Here is a 13,573-nt window from a genome sequence, read left to right on the forward strand (position 1 = left end):
TGGGAATGATCGGCAATCTGGTAAGCAATCAGCATAAAAAAAGCCCCGCCTGGATCACCAGGCGGGGCTTTTTAGTGGCCGATGGAATCAGACGAGGGGTTTAGGCTCGTGCTCTTTTTCCAGGGCTTGTTCGTGTTGCTGTACCGCGTCCTGAACGGAGCGTGGTGCTTCGTCGATCACCGATTCAACCGGCTCGGCAGCGACTTCAGCGACCGGGGCAGGGGCTGCCTCGACCACTTCGGCAACAACCGGTGCTGGCTCGGCAACAGCCGGAGCAGCAGCGGCAGCCAGTTCGGCTTCTTTCTGCAGACGCTCGGCTTCACGCTTGCGGCGACGCACTTCACGCGGGTCGTTCGGCGCGCGGCCATTTTCGGTCAGGGCGCTGACAGGGGCGGCTTCGACCACCGGTGCAACCACTTCGGCGACAACCGGGGCTTCGACGACCGGGGCAGGCTCGGCGGCGACAACCACAGGCTCGGAGACCTTCGCTTCAGCGACCGGAGCTTCAACGACTGGCGCTGGCGCTTCGACGACTGGCTCGGCGGCTACCGGCTCGGCAACCCAGTTGAACGCGGTTTGCTCTTCACGCACTTCGCGGACAGCTTCGGTCACGGTTTCGCTCGACGTGTCGGCAACCGATTCAGCGACAACCACAGGCTCGGCAACGTAAGCAGGCTCGGCGGCAGCTTGAACTTCAGGCTGTGCTTCGCGAACCGGCGCTACTTCAACTTCCGGAGCGGCGGTGGCTTCTACCGGGGTAGTCGCTTCAACAACCGGCGCTTCTACCGGTGCAGTTTCCTGCACGGCAGCGGTAGCGCGTTCGGCTTGCTCATGAGCCTGGGCTTCGGCAGGAGCACTGATCACGGTGCTGGCAACGGCTGCGGTAACAGCCAGGCCGGCGGCCAGATCGGCAGCGCTTGGTGCTTCGCTGGTTTCGCTGGTTTCGCTGGCTTCGCCTTCGGCGGACTCGGATTCTTCCGAACCTTCGATCACGTTGCCGTTGGCATCGCGTTGACGCTCGCGACGGTTGCTGCGACGACGCTGGCCACGGGAGCGGCGGCGTGGGCGATCGCCTTCGGCGCCTTCCTGACCGTCTTCCTGCAGTTGCTCTTCGCCAGTCAGCACTTCTTCTTCGGAGGCAGCGGCTGCAGCCTGCTCGGCACGTGGTTGACGCTCTTCACGCGGTGGGCGTGGCGCGCGTTCTTCGCGTGGCTGACGGGCTGGACGCTCTTCAGCGGTCGCAGCGACGGCAGCGGCAGCGGCTGGCGCAGCAGGCGCGGCATCCAGTGGCTCACGCAGTTCACGTACCGGACGCTCTTCGCGGTCGCCACGTGGCTTGCGGTCTTCACGTGGAGCGCGCGGTGCACGTTCTTCACGTGGAGCGCGTGGTGCGCGTTCTTCGCGAGCGACGACCGGAGCGGTGGTCTCTTCACGGGCTTCGCGTGGCTGACGCTCTTCGCGTGGCTCACGTGGTGCGCGTTCTTCACGCGGTGCACGTTCCTCACGAGGCTTGCGTTCTTCATCGCGGCGACCGTTACGGTTGCGGCTCTGCTGACGACCGTTGCGACGCTCTTCGTTACGGGCCGGACGCTCGGTGGCTGCTGGTTTTTCAACCACAACCGGAGCGGCAGGCTCTTCCTTGGTCGCGAACAGGCTGACCAGCGACTTCACCAGGCCTTTGAACAGGCTTGGCTCTGGCACGGCAACCGGTGCAGCAACAGGCGCGGCAGCGACGACTTCGGTCGGGACCGGAGCGTTGGCGCGGGCCGGTGCAGTCTTGACCGCGGCTTCCTGGCGAACCAGGGTGCGGGTCGCAGCGGCGGGCTGGACTTCTTCCACTTCGGCAGCGGCAGCAGCGATTTCGTAGCTGGACTGGTTGATGTGGGCTTCCGGGCTGTCATCACGCAGACGCTGAACTTCGAAGTGCGGCGTTTCGAGGTGGTCGTTCGGCAGAATGACGATGCGGGCACGGGTGCGCAGTTCGATCTTGGTGATCGAGTTGCGTTTTTCGTTGAGCAGGAACGCAGCCACCGGGATCGGCACTTGGGCGCGAACTTCGGCAGTGCGGTCTTTCAGGGCTTCTTCTTCGATCAGGCGCAGAATCGCCAGGGACAGCGATTCAACGTCACGGATGATGCCGGTGCCGTTGCAACGCGGGCAAACGATGCCGCTGCTTTCGCCCAGGGATGGACGCAGGCGCTGACGGGACATTTCCAGCAGGCCGAAGCGCGAGATGCGACCGACTTGCACGCGAGCGCGGTCGGCTTCCAGGCATTCGCGGACTTTCTCTTCCACGGCGCGCTGGTTCTTGGCAGGGGTCATGTCGATGAAGTCGATGACGATCAGGCCGCCGATGTCGCGCAAGCGCAACTGACGGGCGATTTCTTCGGCGGCTTCAAGGTTGGTCTGCAGGGCGGTTTCTTCGATGTCGCTGCCTTTGGTGGCGCGCGCCGAGTTGATGTCGATGGACACCAGGGCTTCGGTCGGATCGATGACGATGGAGCCGCCGGAAGGCAGTTCGACGACGCGCTGGAAAGCGGTCTCGATCTGGCTTTCGATCTGGAAACGGTTGAACAGCGGAACGCTGTCTTCGTACAGCTTGATCTTGCTGGCGTACTGCGGCATCACCTGGCGGATGAAGGTCAGGGCTTCGTCCTGGGCTTCAACGCTGTCGATCAGCACTTCGCCGATGTCCTGGCGCAGGTAATCGCGGATGGCGCGGATGATCACGTTGCTTTCCTGGTAGATCAGGAATGGCGCGGAGCGATCCAGCGAGGCTTCTTTGATAGCGGTCCACAGTTGCAGCAGGTAATCGAGGTCCCACTGCATTTCTTCGCTGCTGCGGCCCAGGCCGGCAGTGCGCACGATCAGACCCATGTCGGCCGGGGCAACCAGGCCGTTCAGGGCTTCACGCAGTTCGTTGCGCTCTTCACCTTCGATGCGACGGGAGATACCGCCGGCACGCGGGTTGTTCGGCATCAGAACGAGATAGCGACCGGCCAGGCTGATGAAGGTGGTCAGGGCTGCGCCCTTGTTGCCACGTTCTTCTTTTTCGACCTGAACGATGACTTCCTGGCCTTCGGTCAGGACGTCCTTGATGTTGACGCGGCCTTCGGGGGCTTTCTTGAAGTATTCGCGGGAGATTTCTTTGAGGGGCAGGAAGCCGTGGCGCTCGGAGCCGAAATCGACAAAGGCAGCCTCTAGGCTTGGTTCGATGCGAGTAATCCGGCCTTTATAGATGTTGGCCTTCTTCTGCTCGCGTGCACCGGATTCGATGTCCAGGTCGTAGAGGCGTTGGCCATCTACCAGTGCAACACGCAACTCTTCGGGTTGAGTTGCGTTAATCAGCATTCTTTTCATGTAGTACCGTCGGTTTCCGGGCTGCCGGAAACGGCGTTCGGCACACACGACTTCTCACGGTCGGTGTCAGGTGCGTCAGGAGTGGTTGGACACTCCAGTGTCTAGCGATGGCGACCAATGTGGGCCGGCGTCGCGACGTACGCGTCCTGCTTGCTGTGGCTACTAAGCACTCAGTCAGGAGGAGGAATCAACCAGCGGCTGTGGACGAGATGAAGCGTCTTGATAAAGCCTATTGCTACACAGTCCAGCGGTTGTGCATCTCCACCCTACACGTATCCCTGATAATTCGGGTGCTGCCGCGCGCAGAATCCGCAGCGGGTTGGCATTTACCGTGAGCTCCGAAAGGGGAGGTCACGCATCATGGCTAATTTAGGCGTTGTTTCCGAAGCGTTCGCTCGGGGTCATTCGCAGCTGACTGCACTTTGTGAACTGGCCATGAATATTGGCGAGCAAGGCGAGTGAAAACTCTGCTTTGCGGCTTGATTCAGGCCTCATGTCACCTGCGCTCGTAACACCTGCAAACTCCACCGTTACGTAGCGAAAGCCCCGTAGGACGGCCTCGCGTCCTGGTGAATTGCGTTGGTCAGGGCCGGTTTTTGACCGTTAGTCCGCTGTCCAGGCCGCTTTTGGCGGCGTTCGCGACTATAGCAGCAATGATTAAGTGCTTCAATTCCATAAAAAATTGTTATCATCCGCGCCATGACGACTACAGCCCCTTCGACCCCAGCCGTACAACTGCTGGAGGTCTCGCCGGAATATGCCGGCCAACGTATTGATAACTTCCTTCTCGCTCGGCTCAAAGGCGTGCCCAAGACCTTGATTTACCGCATTTTGCGCAAAGGCGAAGTGCGAGTGAACAAAGGCCGGATCAAGCCCGAATACAAGCTGCAGGCGGGCGATATCGTGCGCGTGCCGCCGGTTCGCGTGCCTGAGCGCGACGAGCCGGTACCGCTGGCACAAGGCCTGCTCCAGCGCCTCGAAGCCTCGATTATCTTCGAGGACAAGGCGTTGATCGTGATCAACAAGCCTTGCGGCATCGCGGTTCACGGCGGCAGCGGCTTGACCTACGGGGTTATCGAAGCCTTTCGTCAGTTGCGTCCCGATTGCAAGGAGCTCGAACTGGTTCACCGGCTCGACCGTGACACCTCCGGCCTGCTGATGATCGCCAAGAAGCGCAGCATGTTGCGTCACTTGCACACGGCATTGCGCGGCGATGGCGTTGACAAGCGCTACATGGCGCTGGTCCGCGGCAACTGGGCGGCCTCGATCAAGCAGGTTCGTGCATCGCTGGGCAAGAGCAACCTGCGCTCCGGCGAGCGCATGGTCGAGGTCGACGAGGAGGAGGGCAAGGAGTCTGTGACCGTGTTCAAGGTCCTGCGCCGTTTCGGCGACTTTGCCACCCTGATCGAAGCCAAGCCGATCACCGGCCGGACACACCAGATCCGTGTCCATACGTTGCACGCCGGGCACTGCATCGCTGGCGACACCAAGTACGGCGATGACGATTTCAGCAAGGAAATTCGTGACCTGGGCGGCAAACGCCTGTTCCTCCACGCCTACATGCTGGCCGTGCCGTTGCCAGATGGCGGCGAGCTGAAGTTGCAGGCGCCAGTGGACGAGATGTGGGCCAAGACCGTGGAGCGCCTGAGTGCACCCCTCTGATTACAAGCTGCTGATTTTTGATTGGGATGGCACGCTGGCCGATTCCATTGGTCGGATTGTCGAGGCGATGCATGTCGCGTCCGAGCGCTCCGGTTTTCAATTGTGCGACGACTTTGCCGTCAAAGGCATTATCGGCCTGGGCTTGCCCGAGGCGATTCGCACGTTGTACCCGCAGATCGGCGATGACGAGCTGATAGCGTTCCGTCAGCACTATGCCGATCACTACATCGCGGCCGAAGCCGTGCCTTCGCCGTTGTTCGAAGGTGTTGTCGAGTCGATGGCCGCCTTTCGTGACGAGGGTTATCACCTGGCGGTCGCGACCGGCAAGGCCCGTCGTGGGCTGGATCGAGTGCTCAAGGCGCACGGCTGGGAAGACTATTTCGATATCACCCGTGCCGCCGATGAAACTGCCAGCAAGCCTCATCCTCTGATGCTGGAAGAGATCCTCGCGCATTGCGGCGTTTCGGCGCAGCAGGCGTTGATGGTCGGGGATTCGTCCTTTGACCTGCAAATGGCGCGCAACGCCGGTATGGATTCGGTTGCCGTGAGTTACGGCGCCCAATCCATCGAGGCGCTGAAGCTGTTCGGGCCGCGGCTGTCCATTGATCGTTTTTCCGAATTGCATGCCTGGCTTCGTCAGGCTTAATACGATTTTGCTGGGGTAGATGGCATGACCGACGAATGGAAAGCGCCTGCCAAGGCAAGCGCGGATGGCGGTGACGAGAAGAGCTGGAAGCTGCTGGAAAAGACCTTGCTGGCAAGCGTGCAGGAACAGCGCCGCTCGCGCCGCTGGGGGATTTTCTTCAAGCTGCTGACCTTCGTGTACCTGTTTGCGGCGCTGCTGCTGTTCACGCCGTTAATGGACATGGAAAAAAGCGCGACCCGCGGTTCCAACTACACCGCGTTGATCGACGTCAATGGCGTGATCGCCGACAAGGAGTCTGCCAGCGCCGACAACATCGTCGGCAGTCTGCGTGCAGCCTTTGAAGACACCAAGGTCAAGGGCGTGATCCTGCGCATCAACAGCCCGGGCGGCAGTCCGGTGCAGTCGGGTTACGTGTACGACGAAATCAAGCGTCTGCGCGGTTTGCATCCGGATACCAGGGTGTACGCCGTGATTTCGGACCTGGGCGCTTCCGGCGCTTATTACATCGCCAGCGCGGCCGATCAGATCTACGCCGACAAGGCGAGCCTGGTGGGTTCCATCGGTGTGACGGCGGCCGGCTACGGCTTTGTCGGGACGATGGAGAAGCTCGGCGTCGAACGTCGCACCTACACCTCGGGTGAACACAAGTCGTTCCTCGATCCGTTCCAGCCACAGAAGCCTGAGGAAACTCAGTTCTGGCAGGGCGTGCTCGATACTACGCACCAGCAGTTCATCAACAGCGTGAAGAAAGGGCGTGGCGATCGGCTCAAGGATAAAGAGCATCCGGAGTTGTTCTCCGGGCTGGTCTGGTCCGGTGAGCAAGCGCTGCCGCTGGGCTTGATCGATGGCCTGGGCAATGCCAGCTCGGTCGCCCGGGATGTGATTGGCGAGAAAGAGTTGGTGGACTTCACCATTCAGGAATCGACGTTTGATCGCTTCTCGAAGAAGCTCGGCGCCAGCGTGGCCGAGCAATTGGCGATGTGGATGGGGTTTCATGGTCCGTCGTTGCGCTGAATCTGCTGCGGCATAAAAAAACCGGCCTTCGTGGCCGGTTTTTTGTGCTCAGGGGATTTGCACGCCCTCGGCCAGCAACATATCAATCAAGCGAATCAGCGGCAGGCCGATCAGGCTGGTGGCGTCAGGGCCTTCGGTGCGTTGAAACAGGCTCACCCCCAAACCTTCGGCCTTGAAGCTGCCAGCGCAGTCGTAGGGCTGCTCTGCGTGCAGGTAGCGTTCAATGCGCGCCGGGTCGAGTGTGCGCATGTGCACGGTGAAGGGCACGCAATCGACCTGACAGTGACCGGTCTGGCTATTAAGCACGGCCAGGCCGGTCAGAAAGGTCACGCTGGCGCCGCTGGAAGCGAGCAATTGTTCCCGGGCCTTTTCGAATGTGTGGGGTTTGCCGATAATGCGCTCGCCGAGCACCGCGACCTGATCGGAACCGATGATCAGATGCGCGGGGTGGCTGTCGGCCAGTGCCCGGGCTTTCTCTTCGGCTAGGCGCTTGACCAGATTAATCGCGGACTCGTCCGGGCGATGGCTTTCATCGATATCCGGCGAGCGGCAGGTAAACTCAAGCTGCAATCGGGCCAGCAATTCCCGGCGATAGACCGAGCTTGAAGCGAGTAATAAAGGCAGCATGGGCATCTCCAAAAGGCAGGGGCGAATTCTAGCGAGGCTTCCAAGTGACGGACAGGGCTGAATTTCCTTTGACATGGCTGGGTGCATCCCTATAATGCTGCGCCTATGTTGAATGACCCGATTCCACCTCACGTTGACCCGCGCAAATTGGCTGATCGTGGCACCACCCTTCAAGGTGAACTGCTGCTGGCCGATTTGGAGAGACTCTGCGACCCGCTTTCCGACACTGTCGGTACGGTGCAGGCTAAATTCGTTTTTGAACGAGATGAACGTAAGTCTGTGGTAATCCACAGTTTTATCGACACCGAAGTCAAAATGGTTTGCCAGCGTTGTCTTGAGCTGGTCACCCTGCCGATCCACAGCGAATGCAGTTATGCTGTGGTGAAAGAGGGTGCGAATACCCAGTCGTTGCCGAAAGGTTATGACGTGCTGGAACTGGGCGAAGATCCATTGGATCTGCAGTCACTGATCGAGGAGGAGCTTTTGCTCGCCTTGCCCATTGTGCCTGCTCATCATCCGGAAGAATGCCAGCAGCCGGCGGGTCTCGATGAGCCCGAACCGAGCGAGGACGAGGTAACGCGGTCCAACCCGTTCAGTGTATTGGCGCAGTTAAAGCGTGACCCAAACGTTTAGGAGTTAATCAATTATGGCTGTTCAGCAGAACAAAAAATCCCGCTCTGCCCGTGACATGCGTCGTTCGCACGACGCCCTGACGGCGAGCACTCTGTCTGTAGAAAAAACCACCGGTGAAATTCACCTGCGTCACCACGTATCGCCAGAAGGCGTATACCGTGGCCGTAAAGTGATCGACAAGGGCGCTGACGAGTAATCACTTGTCTGCTCAAGTCATCGCGATTGACGCAATGGGCGGGGACTTCGGTCCCCGCAGCATTGTTCAGGCCAGCCTTGCTTGCCTGTCTGCTACACCCTCGCTGCACCTAACCCTCGTCGGTCAACCTACCCTTTTGGAAGAGCTGCTCTCCGGCCATTCGGCTGTGGATCGCGCGCGCCTGTCGATTACGCCGGCGTCCGAAGTCATCAGCATGGACGAAAAGCCTGCCCAGGCCCTGCGCGGCAAGCCTGATTCGTCAATGCGCGTGGCCCTTGAGTTGTTGCGCGATGGCAAGGTCCAGGCCTGTGTCAGCGCCGGCAACACCGGGGCGCTGATGGCGTTGTCGCGGTTTGTACTCAAGACGTTGCCGGGCATTGATCGTCCGGCGATGATCGCGGCCATTCCGACCCAGAAGGGCTATTGCCAGTTGCTCGACCTCGGAGCCAACGTCGATTGCAGTGCCGAGCACTTGTTGCAGTTCGCGATCATGGGCTCGGTGGCGGCGGAAACCCTCGGCGTGGTTCGCCCGCGAGTAGCGCTGCTGAACATCGGTACCGAAGACATCAAGGGCAACCAGCAGGTCAAGCTGGCGGCGACCTTGTTGCAGAACGCCCGGGGCATCAACTACATCGGTTTTGTCGAAGGTGACGGTTTGTACCGGGGCGAGGCGGATGTGGTGGTGTGTGACGGTTTTGTCGGCAATATCCTGCTCAAGTCCAGTGAAGGCCTGGCGACCATGATCGCCGGGCGCATCGAAGCCTTGTTCAAGAAAAGCGTCGCCTCACGCATGGTGGGGGCCTTGGCGCTGCCGCTGATGAAGCGCTTGCAAGCGGACCTGGCCCCGGCGCGGCACAACGGCGCGAGCTTTCTCGGCTTGCAGGGGATTGTGGTGAAAAGCCACGGTTCGGCCGGTGTGCAGGGTTTCCAGAGTGCGATCCAGCGTGCCCTGATCGAGATCCAGGAAAATCTTCCTGAGCGGCTTCACGGTCGTCTGGAGGATTTGTTGCCTTAGGCGTTTTCGTCGGACAATGCTTAAATGTGACCGCTCAGTTCAATTGGCCATCCAACTGTCAGTTTCTTGTGTCCCTCTAGCGGGACGTCAATTCTCCGACGACAAGATCATTAGGGGCTTGTTACATGTCTGCTTCCCTCGCATTCGTCTTTCCAGGACAGGGTTCGCAGTCCCTCGGCATGCTGGCCGAGTTGGGCGCGCAACATCCAGTGGTCCTCGAAACATTCAAAGAAGCTTCCGATGCTCTGGGTTACGACCTGTGGGCACTGACCCAGCAAGGGCCGGAAGAGCAACTCAATCAAACCGATAAAACCCAGCCGGCCATTCTGACCGCCTCGATCGCCTTGTGGCGTCTGTGGCTGGCGCAAGGCGGCGCGCGTCCGGCTTATGTGGCCGGTCACAGCCTGGGCGAGTACAGCGCCCTGGTGGCGGCGGGCAGCCTGAGCCTGGCCGACGCGGTGAAACTGGTCGAAACCCGTGGCAAGCTGATGCAGGAAGCCGTTCCGGCCGGGCAGGGCGGCATGGCCGCTATCCTCGGTCTGGAAGATGCCGATGTGCTGGCGGCTTGTGCCGAAGCGGCGCAAGGCGAAGTGGTCAGTGCGGTCAACTTCAACTCCCCTGGCCAAGTGGTGATCGCCGGTGCCAAGGCGGCGGTCGAACGTGCCATCGAAGGCTGCAAGGCCCGCGGTGCCAAGCGCGCCATGCCGTTGCCGGTCAGCGTGCCGTCCCACTGCGAACTGATGCGTCCGGCGGCCGAGCGCTTTGCCGAGTCCATCGCTGCCATTGACTGGCAGGCTCCGCAGATCCCAGTGGTGCAGAACGTCAGCGCCAATGTGCCGGCTGATCTGGAGACCCTCAAGCGCGATCTGCTTGAGCAGCTCTACAAGCCTGTGCGCTGGGTCGAATCGGTCCAGGCACTGGCGGCCAAGGGCGCGACCCAACTGGTCGAGTGCGGCCCGGGCAAGGTGCTTGCCGGTCTGAACAAACGCTGCGCCGAAGGCGTGGCGACATCCAACCTCAATACCCCAGACGCTTTCGCTGCCGCTCGCGCGGCGCTGGCCTGAATCAGGAGAAACTTGCATGAGTCTGCAAGGTAAAGTTGCACTGGTCACCGGTGCGAGCCGCGGTATCGGCCAGGCCATCGCCCTGGAACTGGGTCGTCAGGGCGCCATCGTCATTGGCACCGCGACCTCCGCCTCGGGTGCCGAGCGCATCGCGGCAACCCTGAAAGAAAACGCTATTGAAGGCACTGGCCTGGAACTGAACGTCACCAGTGATGAATCGGTTGCTGCGGTGCTGGCAAGCATCACTGCGCAGTTTGGCGCCCCGGCAATTTTGGTCAACAATGCCGGCATCACCCGCGATAATCTGATGATGCGCATGAAAGACGACGAATGGAGCGACGTCATCGATACCAACTTGAACAGTCTGTTCCGCCTGTCCAAGGGTGTTTTGCGCGGCATGACCAAGGCCCGTTGGGGACGAATTATCAGTATTGGCTCTGTTGTGGGTGCCATGGGCAACGCAGGCCAAGTAAACTACGCAGCCGCCAAGGCCGGTCTGGAAGGTTTCAGCCGTGCACTGGCGCGTGAAGTCGGTTCGCGTTCGATTACGGTAAACTCGGTGGCCCCTGGGTTCATCGACACCGATATGACCCGCGAACTGCCCGAGGCGCAGCGTGAAGCCTTGCAGACGCAGATTCCGCTGGGCCGTCTGGGGCAAGCTCAAGAGATCGCGTCTGTGGTCGCTTTTCTTGCATCCGACGGTGCGGCTTACGTTACTGGGGCTACAATCCCGGTGAACGGCGGGATGTACATGAGTTAAATGTGACGGATTGCTTCAAAAAAATGTCATACGAGCTGTCTAAAATCCGTTATAAAGCTGCAATCTATTTATAGGCAGAGGGTCGTCGGGTTTGAGGAGTGAAGCTTTCAGTTGAAAAACTGAAAAGTCTTTCTATACACTTACCCACTGGCCAGCTGCCTGAATTTGTCCATTAGGAGTGAAAACAAGGTATGAGCACCATCGAAGAGCGCGTCAAGAAAATCGTTGCTGAGCAACTGGGCGTTAAAGAAGAAGAAGTGGTCAACACTGCTTCCTTCGTTGAAGACCTGGGTGCCGACTCCCTTGACACCGTTGAGCTGGTGATGGCTCTGGAAGAGGAATTCGAGACCGAAATCCCTGACGAAGAAGCTGAGAAGATCACTACTGTACAAGCTGCAATCGATTACGTTACTAACCATCAGGCTTAATAGCTTGTAATCGCTGCTTGCTGTCATGGAAAAACCGCACTGCCATCACGGCGTGCGGTTTTTTCTTTAGGCCTGATGCAAAGTCGCCATTTGAAAAAGGAGAGTGCTGTGTCGCGTAGACGCGTCGTAGTCACCGGTATGGGTATGTTGTCGCCACTGGGCACGGATGTGCCGAGCAGTTGGCAGGGCATTCTGGCTGGCCGCAGTGGCATTGGTCTGATCGAACACACCGACCTTTCTGCCTATTCCACCCGCTTTGGCGGCTCGGTCAAGGGCTTCAATGTCGAGGAATACCTGTCGGTCAAGGAAGCTCGCAAGCTCGATCTGTTCATCCAGTATGGTCTGGCCGCAGGGTTTCAGGCTGTGCGTAACTCGGGTCTGGAAGTCACCGACGCCAACCGTGAACGCATCGGCGTGGCCATGGGTTCGGGTATTGGCGGACTGACCAATATCGAAGAAACCAGCCGCACGCTGCATGATTCCGGCCCTCGTCGAATTTCACCGTTCTTCGTGCCTGGCTCGATCATCAATATGATTTCCGGTTTCCTGTCCATCCACCTCGGTGCACAGGGACCCAACTACGCCATCGCCACCGCGTGTACCACCGGTACGCACTGCATCGGCATGGCGGCACGCAACATCATGTACGACGAAGCCGACGTGATGATTGCCGGCGGCGCCGAGATGGCCGCTTGTGGTCTGGGCATGGGTGGCTTCGGTGCCTCCCGCGCACTGTCGACCCGCAACGATGAGCCAGCCCGCGCCAGCCGTCCATGGGACAAGGGCCGTGATGGCTTCGTCCTGTCCGACGGCGCCGGTGCACTGGTGCTGGAGGAGCTGGAACACGCCAAGGCCCGTGGCGCGACCATCTACGCCGAGCTGATCGGCTTCGGCACCAGTGGCGATGCCTACCACATGACGTCGCCTCCCGCCGACGGCGCCGGTGCTGCACGTTGCATCACCAATGCCCTGCGCGACGCCAAGATCAATGGCGACCAGGTCCAGTACATCAACGCCCATGGCACCTCGACTTCGGCCGGCGACCTCGCTGAAGCCTGTGCGATCAAGTCGGTGTTCGGCGATCACGCCTACAAACTGGCGGTCAGTTCGACCAAGTCCATGACCGGTCACCTGTTGGGTGCGGCGGGCGCGGTCGAGGCGATCTTCAGTGTACTGGCGATCAACAGCCAGGTGGCACCGCCGACCATCAACCTCGATGAGCCGGATGAAGGCTGCGATCTCGACTTCGTGCCGCACACCGCGCGCAACATGGATATCGATGTGGTGCTGTCCAACTCCTTCGGGTTTGGCGGGACCAACGGCTCGCTGGTGTTCCGCCGGTTCGCTGACTGATGGACAGCTGGGTCGACGGTCAGCCGGCTGACACGTTGTCGCTGAAGGATCGCGGCCTGGCTTACGGTGATGGTCTGTTCGAGACCATCGCTGTGCGAGGCGGGCAACCGTTGTTGCTGGAGCGGCATCTGTCGCGGCTGGCGCAGGGTTGTTCACGCCTGGCGATTACTGCCGATCATGCCTTGATCCGCAGCGAGCTGCTGGCCTACGCCGCCGCAATGGGCGAGGGCGTGCTCAAGCTCATCCTCACCCGTGGCGACGGTTTGCGCGGTTACGCGCCCGATCCTTCGGCCCAGGCCCGACGCATTCTGCAAGGCAATCCTCCCGCAGCTTATCCTGTCGTCCATGGCGAGCAGGGTGTCCGCTTGTTCCCTTGCGCCACGCGCCTGTCCAACCAGCCGTTGCTCGCCGGGCTCAAGCATCTGAATCGCCTGGAGCAGGTGATCGCCCGTTCCGAATGGCAAGACACCGACCACGCTGAAGGCCTGATGCTTGATCGGGTCGGTCGAGTGATTGAAGGCGTCTTCAGCAATCTGTTCCTGGTGCGCGACGGTGTGCTGATCACCGCCGATCTCAAACGCTGCGGCGTAGCCGGTGTGATGCGCGCCGAATTATTGTTTCAGGCTGAGTCATTGGGGATCCCCACGCAAATCACCGACATCAGCCTCGATCAGTTGCAATGGGCCGATGAAGTCTTCGTCTGCAACAGCGTGTATGGCGTTTGGCCGGTGCGCGCCTATGCAGCACTGAGCTGGTCGGTTGGCCCGCTCACCCGTAAACTCCAAACCATTGCCCGCGCGCTACTGGATGCTTGA

The 13,573-nt window shown here is 60.2% G+C and carries 13 protein-coding genes; 11 read left to right on the forward strand and 2 right to left on the reverse strand.

Going from position 1 to position 13,573, the window contains the following annotated elements; translation table 11 throughout:
- Positions 1-87: 87 nt before the first annotated feature.
- Entirely contained in the window at positions 88-3,360 is a 3,273-nt protein-coding gene (rne, locus tag FQ192_RS19305) for a ribonuclease E (RefSeq protein WP_149659987.1), read from the reverse strand.
- 699 nt (positions 3,361-4,059) lie between these two features.
- Here rne and rluC point away from each other — a divergent pair.
- From rluC to sppA, 3 genes are read left to right on the forward strand one after another with little or no spacing between them, the layout of a single operon-like run.
- A complete protein-coding gene (gene rluC, locus FQ192_RS19310; protein WP_149659988.1) occupies positions 4,060-5,022 on the forward strand; it encodes a 23S rRNA pseudouridine(955/2504/2580) synthase RluC in 963 nt (320 codons plus the stop codon).
- Entirely contained in the window at positions 5,009-5,668 is a 660-nt protein-coding gene (locus FQ192_RS19315) for an HAD-IA family hydrolase (RefSeq protein ID WP_149659989.1), read from the forward strand. The genes rluC and FQ192_RS19315 overlap by 14 nt, the downstream gene beginning before the upstream one ends.
- 24 nt (positions 5,669-5,692) lie before the next feature.
- Positions 5,693-6,682, forward strand: a complete 990-nt coding sequence (gene sppA, locus FQ192_RS19320) for a signal peptide peptidase SppA (protein WP_149659990.1) — start codon at positions 5,693-5,695, stop codon at positions 6,680-6,682.
- Between the two features lie 48 nt (positions 6,683-6,730).
- Here sppA and FQ192_RS19325 read toward each other — a convergent pair whose 3' ends face one another.
- Complete coding sequence (locus FQ192_RS19325; protein WP_149659991.1) at positions 6,731-7,309, reverse strand: nucleoside triphosphate pyrophosphatase; 579 nt, start codon at positions 7,307-7,309, stop codon at positions 6,731-6,733.
- Between the two features lie 105 nt (positions 7,310-7,414).
- Between FQ192_RS19325 and FQ192_RS19330 the strand changes: the two genes are divergently transcribed.
- From FQ192_RS19330 to pabC, 8 genes are all read left to right on the forward strand, one after another.
- The gene (locus FQ192_RS19330) at positions 7,415-7,942 is read left to right on the forward strand and encodes a YceD family protein (RefSeq protein WP_004371317.1); all 528 of its coding nucleotides are present in this window, start codon (positions 7,415-7,417) and stop codon (positions 7,940-7,942) included.
- A gap of 13 nt (positions 7,943-7,955) precedes the next feature.
- Complete coding sequence (gene rpmF, locus FQ192_RS19335) at positions 7,956-8,138, forward strand: 50S ribosomal protein L32 (RefSeq protein WP_008152339.1); 183 nt, start codon at positions 7,956-7,958, stop codon at positions 8,136-8,138.
- 4 nt (positions 8,139-8,142) lie between these two features.
- Positions 8,143-9,153, forward strand: a complete 1,011-nt coding sequence (gene plsX, locus FQ192_RS19340) for a phosphate acyltransferase PlsX (RefSeq protein ID WP_149659992.1) — start codon at positions 8,143-8,145, stop codon at positions 9,151-9,153.
- A gap of 125 nt (positions 9,154-9,278) precedes the next feature.
- Positions 9,279-10,217, forward strand: a complete 939-nt coding sequence (gene fabD, locus FQ192_RS19345; protein WP_149659993.1) for an ACP S-malonyltransferase — start codon at positions 9,279-9,281, stop codon at positions 10,215-10,217.
- A gap of 16 nt (positions 10,218-10,233) precedes the next feature.
- A complete protein-coding gene (fabG, locus tag FQ192_RS19350; RefSeq protein ID WP_149659994.1) occupies positions 10,234-10,977 on the forward strand; it encodes a 3-oxoacyl-ACP reductase FabG in 744 nt (247 codons plus the stop codon).
- Between the two features lie 191 nt (positions 10,978-11,168).
- Positions 11,169-11,405: an acyl carrier protein gene (gene acpP, locus FQ192_RS19355; protein WP_003442511.1), complete on the forward strand. Its 237-nt coding sequence runs from the start codon at positions 11,169-11,171 to the stop codon at positions 11,403-11,405.
- A 108-nt stretch (positions 11,406-11,513) separates the two neighbouring features.
- Complete coding sequence (gene fabF, locus FQ192_RS19360; RefSeq protein WP_149659995.1) at positions 11,514-12,758, forward strand: beta-ketoacyl-ACP synthase II; 1,245 nt, start codon at positions 11,514-11,516, stop codon at positions 12,756-12,758.
- Entirely contained in the window at positions 12,758-13,573 is an 816-nt protein-coding gene (gene pabC / locus FQ192_RS19365) for an aminodeoxychorismate lyase (RefSeq protein WP_149659996.1), read from the forward strand. The genes fabF and pabC overlap by 1 nt, the downstream gene beginning before the upstream one ends.

The organism is Pseudomonas sp. ANT_J12, assembly GCF_008370045.1.
GTDB lineage: Bacteria > Pseudomonadota > Gammaproteobacteria > Pseudomonadales > Pseudomonadaceae > Aquipseudomonas.

What these genes read in the sequence shown, in the direction of transcription:
- rne (WP_149659987.1), bottom strand. Translation starts at nt 3,360, where the DNA reads ATGAAAAGAATGCTGATTAACGCAACTCAACCCGAAGAGTTGCGTGTT.
- rluC (WP_149659988.1), top strand. Translation starts at nt 4,060, where the DNA reads ATGACGACTACAGCCCCTTCGACCCCAGCCGTACAACTGCTGGAGGTC.
- sppA (WP_149659990.1), top strand. Translation starts at nt 5,693, where the DNA reads ATGACCGACGAATGGAAAGCGCCTGCCAAGGCAAGCGCGGATGGCGGT.
- FQ192_RS19325 (WP_149659991.1), bottom strand. Translation starts at nt 7,309, where the DNA reads ATGCTGCCTTTATTACTCGCTTCAAGCTCGGTCTATCGCCGGGAATTG.
- FQ192_RS19330 (WP_004371317.1), top strand. Translation starts at nt 7,415, where the DNA reads ATGTTGAATGACCCGATTCCACCTCACGTTGACCCGCGCAAATTGGCT.
- rpmF (WP_008152339.1), top strand. Translation starts at nt 7,956, where the DNA reads ATGGCTGTTCAGCAGAACAAAAAATCCCGCTCTGCCCGTGACATGCGT.
- fabD (WP_149659993.1), top strand. Translation starts at nt 9,279, where the DNA reads ATGTCTGCTTCCCTCGCATTCGTCTTTCCAGGACAGGGTTCGCAGTCC.
- fabG (WP_149659994.1), top strand. Translation starts at nt 10,234, where the DNA reads ATGAGTCTGCAAGGTAAAGTTGCACTGGTCACCGGTGCGAGCCGCGGT.
- acpP (WP_003442511.1), top strand. Translation starts at nt 11,169, where the DNA reads ATGAGCACCATCGAAGAGCGCGTCAAGAAAATCGTTGCTGAGCAACTG.
- pabC (WP_149659996.1), top strand. Translation starts at nt 12,758, where the DNA reads ATGGACAGCTGGGTCGACGGTCAGCCGGCTGACACGTTGTCGCTGAAG.